Here is a 14,509-nt window from a genome sequence, read left to right on the forward strand (position 1 = left end):
GACTGACCGGGTCGGGACGTGGGAAGTACTCCCCTCAAGGGCATGACTCTAGGTGGATTCCCTGGACGCGGGCTGACCAGACCTGGTGGGCGGTGTGATCTCGTGCACATCGCTGCTAAGGCGAGCCTCACTGAGGTTAGCCGTGCCTGCATGATCGTCTGCCATTGCCGCGTCGTGCGCGACACCGACATCGACGCGGTGGTCGCTGCGGGCGCCCGCACGCTCGGTGCCGTGTGCCAGCAGTCGGGCGCCGGGACGGTGTGCGGGGGGTGCGTCCCGGCGGTGCGCTCGCTCCTCCACCGGTACCGTGAGACACGGCTCGACCCCACTGCGCTCGAGCTGACGCTGGGGTCGCAGCTGGCCCGGGTGTCCGCCCTGTCCACGGCCCTGGAGGATTCCCATGCAGCCGCGTAGCCCCCGGATCACCGAGCTCCTCAACGAGGCGCTGACCTTCGAGCTCACCGTGGTCAACACCTACTTCCTGCACGCGCGGATGCTCGACAACTGGGGTCTGCCCCGGCTCGGCAAGGTCTTCTACGAGCTGTCGATCGGGGAGATGAAGGACGCCGACGAGCTGATCGAGCGGATCCTGATGTTCGACGGCCACCCCAACGTGCAGCGCCTCCACCCGATCGGCATCGGCGAGACCGCCGAGGAGATGCTGCGGCTCGCGCTGGCCAGCGAGATCGCGGCGGTCGCGCAGTTCAACGCGTCGGCGGAGGAGTGCCACGCGCTCGGGGACCACGCCACCGCCAACGTCTTCGAGGGCATGGCGCGCGACGAGGAGACCCACGCAGACTGGTTCGAGGGGCAGCTGGACGCCATCGCCCGGACCGGGGTGGAGAACTACCTGGCCATGCAGGTCGCGCCCGGCGAGGCTCCCTGAGCGAGGCCCCGGGCTTCGTGGGGGAGCCGCAGCCGTACCGGGTGGGAAGCACCGTCGAGTACGCCGGCGGAATCCACCCGGTAGCCGGGCGGCGCGGTCGTGGGGGAGCCGCAGCCGTACCGGGTGGGAAGCACCACCGATGACCCTGGTGAAACCCACCCGGTAGCCGGACGACGCCGCCGTGGGGTTGCCGGAGCGTCGACCCGCGCCCTCAGCCCTCGACGATGCGCTGCGCCTGGTCGGCCACGGTCCGCTGGAGCACCAGCCGCAGCGAGCCCATGAGCTCGGGGGTGTCCCGCCACCGGTTGCCGGCCGGATAGGTGAGGGTCCACGCCGCCTGGTCGGGCTGGTAGGTCAGCCGGGCGAGGTGCCGCGAGCGCCACTCCCCGTCGAGGTTCGTCGGGTCGACGGGGGCGTGGACGTAGACCCGCACGGTGAGGTGCCGCACCGTGAAGTCCACGCGGCGGGTGCTGCGCAGCCGCGGCGGGACCGCGTCGCGGCAGGCGCGCTCGACCGCCATACGGTCGCGCTCGGAGATGGCGCGCTCCACGGGGATCGGCTTCTTGGTGCCCTTGCGGTAGACCACGGCTGCCCCGCGCCCTCAGAAGTACCAGGGGAAGGGGGACCAGTCAGGCTCGCGCTTCTGCAGGAACTGGTCGCGCCCCTCGACCGCCTCGTCGGTCATGTAGGCGAGCCGGGTCGCCTCGCCCGCGAAGACCTGCTGGCCCATGAGGCCGTCGTCGACCAGGTTGAAGGCGAACTTCAGCATCCGCTGCGCCTGCGGCGACTTGCCCAGGATCTCGCGCGCCACCTGCAGCGCGTCGGCCTCGAGGTCGGCGTGGTCGCTGACCAGGTTGACGGCGCCCATCCGCTGCATGTCCTCGGCGGTGTAGGTGCGGCCCAGGAAGAAGATCTCGCGGGCGCGCTTCTGGCCGACCATGCGCGCGAGGTAGGCCGAGCCGTAGCCCGCGTCGAAGGAGCCCACGTCCGCGTCGGTCTGCTTGAAGCGGGCCCGCTCGCGGCTGGCCATGGTCAGGTCGCACACGACGTGCAGCGAGTGGCCGCCACCGGCCGCCCATCCGTTGACCAGGGCGATCACCACCTTGGGCATGGTGCGGATCAGCCGCTGCACCTCGAGGATGTGCAGCCGGCCCCCCTCGGCCTTGACGCGGCGCTCGTCGACGCCGGCGGCGGTCACGTCGTCGGACCCGTCCGCGGCGTACTGGTAGCCGGAGCGCCCCCGGATGCGCTGGTCGCCGCCGGTGCAGAAGGCCCACCCGGCGGTCTCGCGGGACCTGCCCTCGGGGTGCGGCCCGTTGCCGGTGAGCAGCACGACGCCCACGTCGGGGGTGCGCCGGGCGTGGTCGAGCGCCGTGTAGAGCTCGTCGACCGTGTGGGGGCGGAACGCGTTGAGCACCCCGGGCCGGTCGAACGCGATGCGCACGCAGCCGAGGTCGTGGGCGCGGTGGTAGGTGATGTCGGTGAAGTCGAAGCCGGGCACCTCGTGCCACGCCGACGGGTCGAAGGTCTCGCTGACGGTCTCCAGGGCGCTCACGAGACCTGAGGATAGCCGCGGGGCGGGAGGCGGCGAGCGCGACGAGCGCGGCGAGCGCGGCGAGCGGGGTGGGCGGCATACGGGGGTGCCTAGAGTGAGGGTCATGCCGATCCCTGAGTTCATCGTCGAGCTGCGTCGTCACGTGGGGCACGCGCCGCTGTGGTTGATCGGCGTGACCGCCGTGGTGCTGCGTGGCGAGGGTGCCGCCGCGGAGGTGCTGCTCATGCGGCGCGCGGACACCGACGAGTGGAGCCCGGTCACCGGCATCGTCGAGCCGGGTCAGGAGGTGCACGAGGCGGCGGTGCGGGAGGTCGCGGAGGAGGCGTCGGTGACGGCCGAGGTCGAGCGGTTCGTGTGGCTGTCGACGACCGAGCCGGTGCGGCACGCCAACGGTGACCACGCGCAGTACGTCGACCATACCTTCCGGATGCGGTGGGTGGCGGGGGAGCCGGCGGTCGGCGACGACGAGAACGTCGAGGCGCGGTGGTGGCCGGCGGACGCGCTGCCGACGATGCGCGCGCACTTCGGGGACCGGGTCGAGGTGGCGCTGGCCGACCCCGCCGCCCCCCTCCTCGGGCCCTACCTCAGGTAGTCGCATCGACCGGGGTGGGACGGGAGCAGGGATGATGGCCGTATGCCGTCCCCCACCCCACCACCGCTCGGCGACCTCCTCGACGCGCTGTCCGTCGTGTCGATCCCGCTCCGGACCCGGTTCCGCGGGGTGACGCACCGGGAGGCGGCGCTGCTGCGAGGGCCTGCGGGGTGGGGGGAGTTCGCGCCCTTCCTGGAGTACCCGCCCGCCGAGGCGTCCCGCTGGCTCGCCGCCGCCGTCGAGGCCGCCTGGGTCGGCTGGCCGGACCCGGTCCGGGACGAGGTCCCGGTCAACGCGACCGTGCCGGCGGTGGCTGCGGGCGACGTGGCGGGGGTGCTCGCGCGCTTCGACGGGTGCACGACCGCCAAGGTCAAGGTCGCCGAGACCGGACAGACCCTGGCCGACGACGTGGCCCGGGTTTCCGAGGTGCGGCGCGTCATGGGGCCCGCCGCGCGGGTCCGCGTCGACGCCAACGGCGGCTGGTCCGTGGCCGAGGCGGTGACCGCCCTGACCGCCCTGGGCCGCTGCGACCTGGAGTATGCCGAGCAGCCCTGCCGCACCGTCGAGGAGCTCGCCGAGCTGCGCGTCGCCCTCGCGCGGCGGCACGTCGACGTCCCGGTCGCCGCCGACGAGTCCATCCGCAAGGCCACCGACCCGGTCCGCGTGGCCCGGCTCCACGCGGCGGACCTCGTCGTCGTCAAGGTGGCCCCGCTCGGTGGGGTCCGCGCGGCGCTCGCCGTCGTCGAGGCCTGCGGGCTGCCGGCCGTCGTGTCCTCCGCGCTCGACACCTCCGTCGGGATCCGCGCCGGCGTGGCCCTCGCGGCCAGCCTGCCGCGACTCGACCACGCGTGCGGGCTCGGGACCGTCGCCCTGCTGGAGGGCGACGTCGCGCAGGACAGCTGCGTGCCGAGGCGGGGGGCGATCGGCATACGGGAGGTGACGGCGGACCCCGAGCTGCTGGACCGGTGGGCGGCCCCGCCCGACCGGGTCGACCGGTGGCGGACCCGGCTGGCCGACTGCCACGCCGAGCTCGTCGCGTCGGCGAGGATGGGCGCATGAACCCCTCCCAGGCCCTCGCCGAGGTGCTCGTCGACGAGCTGGTCCGGCACGGCGTCACCGACGTGGTGCTGTGCCCCGGGTCGCGGTCGGCGCCGCTGGCCTACGCGGTGCAGGCCGCGGACCGGGAGGGTCGCGTGCGCCTGCACGTGCGCGTGGACGAGCGGTCGGCGGGGTTCCTGGCGCTGGGGCTGGCCAAGGTCTCCCGTCGCGTCGTGCCCGTCATCACCACCTCCGGGACCGCCGTCGCCAACCTGCACCCCGCGGTGCTCGAGGCCCACCACGCGGGCGTGCCCCTGCTGGTCCTGTCCTGCGACCGTCCCGCCGAGCTGTTGCGCACGGGCGCCAACCAGACGACCGTGCAGCCCGGCATGTTCGGGGAGGCGGTGCGCTGGCGGCACGAGATCCCGGCGCCCGAGCGTCGCGCCGGTCAGGTGCCCGTATGGCGCTCCGCCGTCTCCCGGGCCTGCGCCGCCGCCATGGGGGCACTGTCCGGGTGGGCCGGTCCGGTGCACCTCGACGTGGCGCTGCGCGACCCGCTGACGCCGGCGGCCGGCGGGGCGCAGGGCTGCGCGGATCCGTGGCCGGAGCCGCTCGACGGACGCCCTGGCGGCGCGCCGTGGACGGCGGCCGTGCCGGCCGCGGGCGGGGCGCAGCGCGATCTGGGTGAGTCGCTCCTCGCCGCGGGTGCGGCCTCGCGCACAGTCATGGTCATCGGCGACCTGCCGGAGCCGGAGCTGGCCGGGGAGGCGGTGCGGCTCGCGAGGGCGGCGGGCTGGCTGGTGGTGTCCGAGCCGTTCGGACGGATGGACCGCGAGGCCGTGATCCCGCACGGCCCGCTGCTGCTGACCTGCACCGACTGGCTCGACGAGCACCTGCCCGACCGGGTCCTCGTGGTCGGGAGGCTGACGCTCACGCGGGACGTGGCGGGGCTGCTGCGCCGGGTCGCCCGGGTCGAGTCCGTCACCGTCGGCCCGGACTGGGCGGACCCGGCGTCGCGGGTCGCGCGGGTCCACCCGTGGGCGGCGATCGCCGCGGCCACGGCTGTGCTGGAGGGCGGGCCGGACGCATCGAGGGTCGCGGCGCCGGACGCAGACTGGACGCGCCAGTGGGCCGAGGCGGGCGACCGCCTGGCCGAGGCGCCGCTGTGGTCGCCCACCGAGGTCACCGGGTTGTCCGTCGCCACCACGGTGCTGGAGGCCGCCGGTGCCTGGTCGGACGAGACCGGCCGCAGCGCCGTCGTCTTCGTCGGCTCGTCCCAGTCGGCGCGCGACCTCGACTGGGCCGCAACCGGATCCGCGAGCGCCGTCACCGTCGTCGGGTCCCGGGGTCTCGCGGGGATCGACGGCTGCGTCGCCACCGCCGTGGGGATCGCGTTGACCCGCGAGGCGCCCACGTGCGCGCTGATGGGCGACCTCACCTTCCTGCACGACGCCAACGGCCTGCTCGTCGGCCCGGCCGAGCCGCGCCCGGACCTCACCATCGTCGTGACCAACGACGACGGGGGCGCGATCTTCGCGACGCTGGAGCATGGTGCGCCGGAGCGTGCCGCCGACTTCGAGCGCGTCTTCGGCACCCCGACGGGCGCGGACCTGGGCGCGTTGTGCGCGGCCTACGGCGTCGCCCACCAGCGCGTCACCACGCTCCCGGATCTGCGAGAGACGTTGCGGGAGAAGGGGTCCGGCATACGGGTCGTGGAGGTGCCGGTGGATCGGTCCGAGGTGCGCGAGGCGCGGGCCCAGGTGCGCGCGGCCGTGGCAGCCCGGCTCGCCTGACCGCCCTGGCCGGCGCGGGCTCCGGCGAGCAGGGACGCGGATCGGGTTCAGCGCCTGAGGAACTCGCTGACCGCCTCCACCAGCGGGCCGGGCTCGAGGCCGTGCCAGCCACCCGGCAGCACCCGCAGCTCGGCCCCCGGGACGACCGCCGCCGTCTCGCGCGCCCACCCGGCCAGCGGCTCCTGGCTTCCCTGGCTCAGCAGCACCAGCACCGGACACCCGATCTGACCGTATGACGAGACCGGCGTCTCACGGATCACCGTGAGGTCGTGGGTGATGGTGTGGGCCGAGGGTTCGGCAGGGCCGGTCGGCAGCTGCGCCACGACGTCCTCGGGGATGCCGATGTGGCGGTTGAAGAGCCGGATCGCCTCGACGCGCCGGCCGGCGTCGACGAGCCTGCGCAGCTCCGGTCGGATGTCCGGGTCGACGTCCCGGGCCGGCTCGGTGGCCACGACCGCGGTGACGGTGCCTCCCAGGTCGCGGGCGGCGCGCAGGGCGAGCGTCGCCCCTGACGAGAAGCCGTAGAGCGCCGCGGTGCCGCCGTGCTCGGCGACGAGGGCGGCGAGGTCCTCGACCTCCCGGCGCGGGTCATAGGAGTCGTCGGCGTGGGTGTCGACGCCGCCGCTCTCGCCCCGGCCCCGTCGGTCGTAGGTCACGACCGTGAGCCGTCGGGCCAGCGCCGCGGGCAGCTCCCCGAGCGCCGAGTAGCCGCGGTGCGTCATCACCGGCTCGACCAGCACGACGGTCGGGCCGGACCCCTGCCGGGTCCAGGCGAGGGCGGTGCCGTCGGCGGAGGTCGTGGTGCCGTGCTGCGTCGAAGGGGACATCGAGGGGGGCATCGGAGGCTCCTGGGGCGGGGAGGCCCAGTCTGACGGCCGTCGCATGGGGACGCCACCGGGGCAGGGGAGCGTGGTCGATATCTGCACCTCATGGCCGTCGGTCCATGGCGGGTCAGGAGGAGCGGTATACGTGCTCATAGCAGTCGACCCAGCACCCTGGGTGAGTCTTTGCGCGCCAGAGTGATTAGGTCTTCTGTGCGGATCATCCGAGCGATAAGATCACGGTATGGCGTACATCGAGGTCGCGCAGGCGCGGGACACCCTCACGGGGTGTCTCGAGGCGTTGCGCACCCTGGTGGACGGCCTGGACCACGTGCAGGGCTGTGACCTGTCCGACCTTGCGGCGACGGCGTCCCAGGTCAGCGCGGTGGCGCGGGGGCTGATGGTGGCGACGACCGCGGAGGCGAGCGCCCGCGGGGTGGTGGCGGAGTCCGGGTCGCTGACCCCCGCGACGTGGCTGCAGGACCAGCGGGCGGCGCTCAACGACCCGGAGACCTACCAGGTCCAGCGCGCGATCGAGCAGACGCGGGCGCGGGAGCTGGCGCCGCTGCGCGAGGCGCTGGTGGCCGGGGAGATCAGCCCGGCCGACGCGTGCACGGCTGCTCGCGTCTTCCACGAGCTGCGGACCGCCACGGACCCGGGCATGCACACCGATCTCGCCGACGGCGTCCTGACCCTCGCGCGGACCGGGCTGAGCCGGCGGGCGCTGCACCGGTTCAAGAAGGAGGTGCTGGCGAGATACGGCACCCTGGACGACGAGCAGCGCAACCGTGACCACGGCGAGGCCCGGCGCGGGGTGTCGGGGTGGCGGCTGCTCGAGGACGGGCTGTGGGGCATCGAGGGTGTCTTCGACGGCGCGGACAAGGCGATCCTCGACGCCGCGCTGACCGCGCTCTCCGCGCCCGCTCCGGACAACAGGGAGGGCGAGCTCGACTACCGCTCGCCCCGGCAGCGGCGCGCCGACGCGCTGGTCACGATGGCGCGGCAGGTGGCTGCCGCCCAGACCACCGGCCCCATGGGCGCCACCTGCCAGGTCTCGCTCATCCTGCCTCCCGAGGCGCTGGCGCGACCCTGCGAGCACCGCGCGGTGGACGCGTTCGGGCTCTACCTCGGTACCCCGGCGGAGCCCTGCGACTGCCCGCGGTCGGTCGCCTCGACGGACGGCCTCGGCACCACGCTGCTGCCCGAGCAGGCACGTGAGCTGTCGTGCGGCGCGGCCATCACGCCCGTCGTGCTCGGCGAGGCCGGGCAGCCGCTCGCCGTGGGACGCACCCGCCGGCTCGCCACCGCCGGCCAGCGCACCGTCCTCGCGGCGCGCGACGGCGGGTGCAGCTTCCCCGGGTGCACGCGCCCGCCGTCCTGGACGGAGGCGCACCACATCGTGCACTGGGCCGACGGCGGCCCCACCGACGTGACCAACCTGGCGCTGCTGTGCGGCCGCCACCACCGGTTCATCCACCAGCACTCCATCACCGGGCGCGTCGTCGCCGACGGCTCGCGTGTCGTGTGGGACGTGATCAACACCGCGAGCGGGTGGCGACCCCGCGAGCCCGGGTGGTATCCCGACCCCGGGCCGGACGCTGTGCCGTCAGGGCGGGCCGGACCGCCCGAGCACGACCTGGTCGTATGACGCCCCGCCCCGCCGGGCCGCCGCATCCCTCGTGGCTGCGGCCGGCCCCGGCTGGGTGGCTCGTCGTCAGCGGCCCGGAGCGTGGTCCTGCTCTGCGTCGTGGCCGTGGCCGTGGTTGTGGCGGGGGTGGTGGCCGTCGGCGTGATCGTCCTCGTCAAGCTGCGCGACGAGCCGCGCCGGCGCGGTCGCCCGATAGCTGTCCTGCAGGATCTCGGCCACCTCGCCCCAGTCCGGCGCCTCCCCGAGGTCCAGGCCCGTCCACCCCGAGGCACCCAGGTAGCCCGGCACGTAGGCGCCAGGCAGCTGCCGCAGCGCCTCCCGGTCCCCGGCCGCGGCCTGCACCACCACGGACTTCGGGTGCTGCCGCCACTGCCCGTCCACCTTGCGCGAACCCCCGTAGTACGCGAACACCTTCGTCGTGAAGAACGCCGGCCGCCCGTGGGAGATCTTCACGTCGGCGCCGGGCAGCGCCAGGGCCAGCTCGCGCACGCGAGCCAGCATCGGGTCGTCCTCGTCATACATCGCCTCGTGCATGGGTGAGCTCCGCTCCGGTGGGTCGACGTGACCAGCCTCGCGCATCGGCCCGCGCTGCGCACGGGCTAGCGTGACGACCATGACGCTGCCGCCGCCCGCCGAGCTGTCGGACGAGATCCGCCCGCAGGACGACCTGTGGGGCTTCGTCAACGCACGGTGGCTCGGCACCGACCCGATCCCCGACGACCGTGCGCGGTGGGGCCTGTCCGACCAGGTCCGCGCACGGGTCGCCGAGGAGCTGCGCGAGGTCATCGCGGCGGCCGGGCCCGAGCGTTCCCCCGGCGGTCGACGACTGGCCGGGCTCTACCACGCGGTGCTGGACACCGACGCGCGAGAGGCGGCCGGGTTCGAGCCCGTGGCGGACGAGCTCGCAGTGATCGACGCCGTCACCGGGGTCGGCGAGCTGCTCCACGTCCTCGGCGAGCGCCAGCGCGAGGGCGTGACCGGGGTGCTGGACGTCCACGCGGTCCCCGACGGGCAGGACCCGACACGGTGGTCCCTGCACCTCTTCCAGCGTGGGCTGACGCTGCCCGTGCCGGGGCTCTACGACCGCCTCGGTGCGGACCTCGCGACCTGTTGCCGGATGCTCTGCGCCGAGGCGGGGCGACCCGAGATCGCCGACGGCGCACTGCAGCTCGAGCGGGCGCTCGCCCAGGTCAGCTGGCCCCGCCCCAACGGCGACGACGACAAGGCCCTCACCAACCCGATGACCTGGCCGCAGCTGACCGACCTGATGGGCCTCGACCCGCAGCCGCTGCTGCGGGGCCTGGGCGTCGATCCGGACCCGTTGCCGCTCAACGTCTGTCAGCCCTCCTACTGCGAGGGGCTCGGCCGCCTCCTGCGGGACCAACCCCTCTCCCGGTGGCGCGACTACCTGGCCTGGCGGGTCATCGAGGCCCGGGCGACCGCCCTGACGGCCGAGGCGGCGAGGCTGCACGACGACCTCATGGTCCGGGCGCTGACCGGCCAGCAGCAGCCGGCGCCGCCGTGGCGACGGGCGGTCGAGGTCGTCCAGGCAGCCCTGCCGATGACCCTCGGGCGGGAGTACGTCAAGGGATACCTGCAGCCGCGGACCAAGGAGCTCGCGCGCGAGCTCGCCGAGTCCCTGCGCGCCCAGCTGCGCTCGTCCCTGTCGCACTGCCCGTGGCTCGGCGCCGACAGCCGTGCCGCCGCCGTCGCCAAGCTCGACGCGGTCGTCGTCAACGTGGGCTGGCCCGACGCGTGGCCGGCGTGGGACGCGCCGGAGCCCACGGGGGGAGCGGTGGCGAGGCTGCGGGCGGCCGCGGCGTACGAGACGGACCGGGCCCTGTCCGTGGTGACCGGCCCGGTGGACCGATCCCTATGGGGGCCACCGCCGTTCGTGTTCAACGCGTTCTACCAGCCGTTCCTCAACCAGCTGCTCGTGACCGGCCCGGCGCTCGCCCCCGTCGAGGCGCATGCCGATCTCGCCGTCGTGCTCGGGCGTTGGGGCAGCATCATGGGGCACGAGCTGGGCCACGCGTTCGACTCCCGTGGGGCGCAACGGGATCCGCTCGGCCGGGTCCGGGAGTGGTGGACGGGGAAGGAGCGAGCTGCGTTCGAGGCGAAGGCGGCTCGCGTCGCCGCACAGGTCGACGGCTACCGGCCGCGGGGGGTGGACGACGCGGGCGTGGACGGCGTGCTGGTGGGTTTCGAGTGCGTCGCGGAGCTGATCGGGATGCAGCTCGCGTGGGACACCTGGTGCGCGCAGGCGAGTCCCGGGGAGCGGGCGCGCGCGGTGGACGGGCTGACAGGGGACCAGAGGTTCTGGGTGGCCAAGGCCTACGGCCGTCGCGCGGCAGACCGGTCCGCGACCGCGCGGCAGCGGCTGGCGGCCGACGTGCACCCGCCGTTCGAGGTCTTCGCCAACCTCGCGCGCAACGTCGACGGCTTCCACGCGGCCTTCGCGACGGTTCCGGGCGACGGGATGTGGCTGCCGCCCGAGGACCGGGTGCGGTTCTTCTGACCCCCGGCGCGACCTCGCATCAGGCGGAGAGGGCGTCGCGCATCGGCACGAGCTTGGCGTCGGACTCCGCCAGCTCGGCGCTCGGGTCGGACCCCGCGACGATCCCGCACCCCGCGAAGAGCCGGATCTCGCGCGGGTCCTCCTCCGACACCGCCCCGGATCGCAGGCCGATGCCCCACTCGCCGTCGCCGTCGGCGGACAGCCACCCCGCCGGCCCGGCATACCGGCCCCGGTCCATGTGCTCCAGCTCCCCGATCAGCCGGTCGGCGACGTCGCGGGGCGTCCCGCACACCGCCGCCGACGGGTGCAGCGCCTCGGCCAGGGCCAGCGACGTCGACGACGACGACAGCACCCCGGCCACGTCGGTGGCCAGGTGCATCACGTTGGGCAGGTGCAGCACGAAGGGGGCCTCCGGCACGTTGATCGAGTCGCAGTGCGGGGCAAGGCGATCCACGACGGAGCGGACGGCATACTCGTGCTCCTCGAGGTCCTTGGACGACCGCGCGAGATGCGCCGCCAGGGACAGGTCTCGATCGTCGTCGCCGGTGCGGCGGATCGTGCCGGCCAGGACCCGGGACGTGACGAGGCCGCGGGACAGCCGCACCAGCATCTCCGGGGTGGCCCCCACCAACCCGTCGACCGAGAAGGTCCAGGTGTTGGGGTATCCGCTCGTCAGCCGCGCCAGCAGGTGCCGCACGTCCAGCGGCTCCGAGGCCCGCGCGGTCAGGTCGCGCGCCAGCACCACCTTGTCCAGCTCGCCGCCGTTGATCCGCGCGACCGCCGTCGCCACGGCCCCCATCCACTGCGTCGGCGTCAGCGCGCCGTCCCCGAAGCTCAGCGCGCTCGGCGCCGGCGCCGCCCCGTGGCGCTCGAGCACCGGTGCGGAGGCGGGCGACTCGCCGATCGTCGTGACCCACGCGTCGGCGCCGCGGCGACCCACGACGACCGAGGGCACGACCAGCGTGCCCCCCGCGGCGGAGCCGGCGGCGTAGGCCATCGAGCCGAAGCCCAGCAGCCCCGTCCCGGCCACGTGCACCTCGTCGTCGACCTCGGCCCGCTCGACCACCTGGGTCCACCACGCCTGGGCGTCCGCGAAGCGGTCCGCGCCCTGCGTGGACACGGCTGCGGCGCGCCCCCACCCGACGAGCCCCTCGCCACGCCGCAGCCACGAGAACACCTGGGCGGCAGGAAGGTCCGCAGGGACCATGGACACCAGGTCGCCCGGGTCGCAGATGCGGGTGGTGCCGACGTGCAGCGTCGGGACGGGCCCGCCCGCCACCTCGGCGGACGGTGAGGCGGCAGCGGTCACGGGGCGGCGACCTCCGCGGCGGCGCCACCCGTGTCCCCGGAGCCCTCGGAGTCCCCGGATCCCTCGGAGCCCTGGGACCCCTCGGAGCCCGGCAGGCCCCGGCCCTGCTCCTCGACCGCGTCGAACCTCGTCACCGTGATGCGCATGTCGCAGGGCAGCCAGTCGCCCGGTCGCACGGCCGTCGCGGACGGCACGGCCACCATCGACACCTGCATGTGGGGCACGTCGAGGTAGGGCAGTCGCTTGCCGTCGAGGCGGAACGGGGAGGGGGCCCCGCCGACCTGGGACAGGACGGCGCGAGCGGCCTTGCGGGCTGCGAGCTGTGGGGTCATGCGGGGCCGGGCGGTCTCGATGCCGACGCCGTGGGCGGTCCCCCCGGACACGACGGCGAGCCAGCCGTCCTTGCGGACCGCCCTCTGGGAGTAGCCGATCGAGCGGCCCTTGGTGACGGGGTGGACGTCGATGACCTCGCCGTAGGCGGTGAGGGCGGCGGGGTCGCCGAGCCACAGGTCGGTGCCGGTGCGCACGAGGATGGCGGTGTCGCCGGCGAGGCCGGTGAGCTGGCCGACCTCCTCGCTCGACAGGTGGGAGGCGAAGAGACGGGGCACGCGCACGCCCAGCTCGCCGAGCCGGGTGAGCAGGGAGGACACGAAGCCGACACGGTCGCCGAAGGGCGGGTTGTGCAGGGCGACGCCCTCGCAGAGGGGGTCCTGGAGGGCGGTGACGAGGTCGGTGAGGCGCGGCCACTCGATGCCGTGCCGCCCCATCGGTGAGTCCACCTCGACGACGAATCGCCGCCCGCTGCCGCGGATCTCGCGCACCGTCTCCTCGCTCGCCACCGTGTGGACGAGGCGCGGGTCGTCGGACAGTCTCTCAGCCGTCTCAGCCGTCTCAGCCGCCACGGCCCCGGGTAGGGTGGGGAAGAGGACGAGCACGGACGTGTCGGCGGGCAGCGCGGCGAGCGCCTCGCGGGCCTCGGCAGGCGTGCCGCACGCGACGAGCGGGGCCGCCACGCGCCGGCACTGCTCGAGCACCCGCTGCGCCCCGATGCCGTAGCCGTCGCCCTTGACCACCGGAACCACCCAGGGCCGCTGCGCGAGGTAGGCGTCGACGTGCGCCTGCCAGCGGGGCAGGTCGATCACCAGCTTGAAGGTCATCCGCGCCGCCCGAGGTAGACCTGGAAGGCCTTGTGCAGCAGCCGGTTGAGCGGCAGGTCCCACTCGCCGACCCGCTCGCGCACCTCGCAGCCCACGGAGATCTTGAAGCGCACCAGCCCCGCGTGGGGGTTGTCGGCGGCGATCTCGTCGGTGATGCCGCGCATGTCGTAGATCGCGCACCCCTGCTCCAGGGCGCGCCGGATCCCGAACCACTGGGTGCCGTTCATCGCGCGGGCCTCGCGGCGGGCGGTGGTGGACGCGCCGTAGAGGTACCAGCAGCGGTCGGCGACCGTGATGTTGATGGTGGCGGCGAGCAGCTCGCCGTCGAGCTCGCCGAGGGCCAGCTCGAACCGCGCGGGCGAGCCCGGGGCCCCCATCAGCTCCGCCATGCGGTGGAAATAGGCCTCGGGGCGGGGCGTGAACCCGTCGCGCTCGGCCGTCTCGACGTAGACCCGGTGGAACGCGGCGATGTCCTCGCGCAGCGTCTCCGGCGTCGCCACCCGCACCTCGACGCCCGCCTTGGTGGCGGCCTTAATGTTGCGCCGCCACTGCTGGTTCATGCCCTTGAGGAGCGACTCCTCGGTCTGACCGGTCAGCGTCAGGTCGGCCGTCAGCCGCGGCTGCCCCGCGGCGAAGCCGGGACCGTCGTCGGCGCGCGCCCAGCCGTGGGACTGCAGCCAGCTCACGATCGCCTGGCCGGACGGGTCCACGGAGTCGGGGGAGACGGCATACAGGCTGGTCCGGGTGTCGTCGGCGAGCGCGTCCTTGACGGTGCCCGGCGTCCAGCTGCGGGCCGTCGACGGGCAGCCGATGCGCAGCGTGAAGGCCCCCGCCGCCCTGGCGTGCGCCACGAGCGGGCCGAACCACCGCTGCGGGTCCTCGGCCACCTCGTCCCACGGCAGCACCGGCCCCTCGGGCAGGTAGGCCAGGGAACGGCGCAGGCGCGGCAGCCGGCGGTGCAGCACCAGGCCGACGCCCTGCACCTCGCCCCGCTGATCGACCCAGGCGATCCGCTCGCCGACCCACTCGGACTTCAGGGCCGCCCACGAGGACAGCTGCAGGAAGCTGCCGGATCGGGCCTCGACCCCGGCATCCAGCCCGTCGGCCGCCAGGGACACGATGCGCAGCGCGCTCGAATCGGTCATGGTCCTCGTCCGGCTAGGGGTCTGGGGCGCAGCCAGGCTAGCACCGG

At 74.5% G+C, this 14,509-nt stretch carries 14 protein-coding genes; 7 read left to right on the forward strand and 7 right to left on the reverse strand.

The features are described from left to right. Positions 1-150 precede the first annotated feature (150 nt). Both ADJ73_RS16590 and bfr read left to right on the forward strand, forming a co-directional pair. A complete protein-coding gene (locus ADJ73_RS16590) occupies positions 151-414 on the forward strand; it encodes a (2Fe-2S)-binding protein (protein WP_082177132.1) in 264 nt (87 codons plus the stop codon). Beyond that, positions 401-886, forward strand: a complete 486-nt coding sequence (gene bfr / locus ADJ73_RS07590; protein ID WP_050347774.1) for a bacterioferritin — start codon at positions 401-403, stop codon at positions 884-886. Before ADJ73_RS16590 ends, bfr begins: the two co-directional genes overlap by 14 nt. Before the next feature lie 211 nt (positions 887-1,097). Here bfr and ADJ73_RS07595 read toward each other — a convergent pair whose 3' ends face one another. Together ADJ73_RS07595 and ADJ73_RS07600 are read right to left on the reverse strand one after the other, a co-directional pair. After that, entirely contained in the window at positions 1,098-1,472 is a 375-nt protein-coding gene (locus ADJ73_RS07595) for a DUF3024 domain-containing protein (RefSeq protein ID WP_050347775.1), read from the reverse strand. Between the two features lie 15 nt (positions 1,473-1,487). Then, positions 1,488-2,441, reverse strand: a complete 954-nt coding sequence (locus tag ADJ73_RS07600) for a 1,4-dihydroxy-2-naphthoyl-CoA synthase (RefSeq protein ID WP_050347776.1) — start codon at positions 2,439-2,441, stop codon at positions 1,488-1,490. Between the two features lie 103 nt (positions 2,442-2,544). Between ADJ73_RS07600 and ADJ73_RS07605 the strand changes: the two genes are divergently transcribed. The 3 genes from ADJ73_RS07605 to menD are packed head-to-tail and all read left to right on the forward strand — an operon-like array spanning position 2,545 to position 5,864. Then, positions 2,545-3,033, forward strand: a complete 489-nt coding sequence (locus ADJ73_RS07605; protein WP_050347777.1) for an NUDIX hydrolase — start codon at positions 2,545-2,547, stop codon at positions 3,031-3,033. Between the two features lie 42 nt (positions 3,034-3,075). Then, positions 3,076-4,092 (forward strand): o-succinylbenzoate synthase, encoded by a 1,017-nt coding sequence (locus ADJ73_RS07610; RefSeq protein WP_050347778.1) that lies wholly within the window; start codon positions 3,076-3,078, stop codon positions 4,090-4,092. Further along, positions 4,089-5,864: a 2-succinyl-5-enolpyruvyl-6-hydroxy-3-cyclohexene-1-carboxylic-acid synthase gene (menD, locus tag ADJ73_RS07615; RefSeq protein WP_050347779.1), complete on the forward strand. Its 1,776-nt coding sequence runs from the start codon at positions 4,089-4,091 to the stop codon at positions 5,862-5,864. Before ADJ73_RS07610 ends, menD begins: the two co-directional genes overlap by 4 nt. Positions 5,865-5,911: 47 nt before the next feature. Here the strand turns inward: menD and ADJ73_RS07620 are convergent, their stop codons facing one another. Next, positions 5,912-6,703, reverse strand: a complete 792-nt coding sequence (locus tag ADJ73_RS07620) for an alpha/beta fold hydrolase (RefSeq protein WP_050347780.1) — start codon at positions 6,701-6,703, stop codon at positions 5,912-5,914. A 226-nt stretch (positions 6,704-6,929) separates the two neighbouring features. Here ADJ73_RS07620 and ADJ73_RS07625 point away from each other — a divergent pair, with 226 nt between their 5' ends. Beyond that, positions 6,930-8,333, forward strand: a complete 1,404-nt coding sequence (locus tag ADJ73_RS07625) for an HNH endonuclease signature motif containing protein (RefSeq protein ID WP_050347781.1) — start codon at positions 6,930-6,932, stop codon at positions 8,331-8,333. 66 nt (positions 8,334-8,399) lie between these two features. Here the strand turns inward: ADJ73_RS07625 and ADJ73_RS07630 are convergent, their stop codons facing one another. Next, entirely contained in the window at positions 8,400-8,867 is a 468-nt protein-coding gene (locus ADJ73_RS07630) for an MmcQ/YjbR family DNA-binding protein (RefSeq protein WP_367379594.1), read from the reverse strand. 79 nt (positions 8,868-8,946) lie between these two features. Between ADJ73_RS07630 and ADJ73_RS07635 the strand changes: the two genes are divergently transcribed. Continuing rightward, positions 8,947-10,851 carry a M13-type metalloendopeptidase gene (locus ADJ73_RS07635; protein WP_050347782.1) on the forward strand — a complete coding sequence of 635 codons (1,905 nt, stop codon included), beginning with the start codon at positions 8,947-8,949 and terminating at the stop codon, positions 10,849-10,851. Positions 10,852-10,870: 19 nt separating this feature from the next. Here the strand turns inward: ADJ73_RS07635 and ADJ73_RS07640 are convergent, their stop codons facing one another. From ADJ73_RS07640 to ADJ73_RS07650, 3 genes are read right to left on the reverse strand one after another with little or no spacing between them, the layout of a single operon-like run. Further along, the gene (locus ADJ73_RS07640) at positions 10,871-12,160 is read right to left on the reverse strand and encodes an isochorismate synthase (RefSeq protein ID WP_050347783.1); all 1,290 of its coding nucleotides are present in this window, start codon (positions 12,158-12,160) and stop codon (positions 10,871-10,873) included. Then, entirely contained in the window at positions 12,157-13,317 is a 1,161-nt protein-coding gene (locus tag ADJ73_RS07645) for an alanine racemase (protein WP_050347784.1), read from the reverse strand. Before ADJ73_RS07645 ends, ADJ73_RS07640 begins: the two co-directional genes overlap by 4 nt. After that, positions 13,314-14,462 (reverse strand): lipid II:glycine glycyltransferase FemX, encoded by a 1,149-nt coding sequence (locus ADJ73_RS07650; protein WP_082176825.1) that lies wholly within the window; start codon positions 14,460-14,462, stop codon positions 13,314-13,316. The genes ADJ73_RS07645 and ADJ73_RS07650 overlap by 4 nt, the downstream gene beginning before the upstream one ends. Positions 14,463-14,509 lie beyond the last annotated feature (47 nt).

This window comes from Arsenicicoccus sp. oral taxon 190 (assembly GCF_001189535.1).
In the GTDB taxonomy this organism is placed as follows: Bacteria; Actinomycetota; Actinomycetes; order Actinomycetales; family Dermatophilaceae; genus Arsenicicoccus.